The following is a 384-nucleotide window of genomic DNA, read 5'->3' on the forward strand; positions in this document are numbered from 1 at the left end:
TAGATTAGTGCGCCAATTTGTTGTTGAAATAGATTGATATCTTTTGGCGTTGCTGTTTGGTCGTTTTTTGCAAGCTTGGTACCTTGTGGTAAAGGTATTTTTCTTGGCTTAACGTTCTGCTTATTGAAACGAGTAAGCAGCCGTTGAAGATAGCTTTCTTGGCTGATATATATCGATCGATTAGATCGATTAATTTGGATACCTAGGAATTCAGTTACATCGCCAAGGTCTTTGATTTCAAGCTCTGATATATCAGATAGCTTGTAGAATAGCTGTTGAATCCTTTGTTCGTCTGGTCCAAAAATGAGTAAATCGTCCACATGGGTTGCGATTATTATTTTCTGTTTTTGATGGATATAGGTAGCTGTATCGATCGGCAAGGAT

The 384-nt window shown here is 37.8% G+C and carries 1 protein-coding gene; it reads right to left on the reverse strand.

The genetic code is table 11. From position 1 onward, the window contains the following. The coding region (locus QWJ41_RS20870; RefSeq protein WP_302710393.1) for a reverse transcriptase domain-containing protein at window positions 1-384 on the reverse strand (384 nt) is incomplete at both ends.

The sequence above is a fragment of the Nocardioides cremeus genome, from assembly GCF_030518195.1.
GTDB classification, from domain to species: domain Bacteria; phylum Actinomycetota; class Actinomycetes; order Propionibacteriales; family Nocardioidaceae; genus Nocardioides; species Nocardioides cremeus.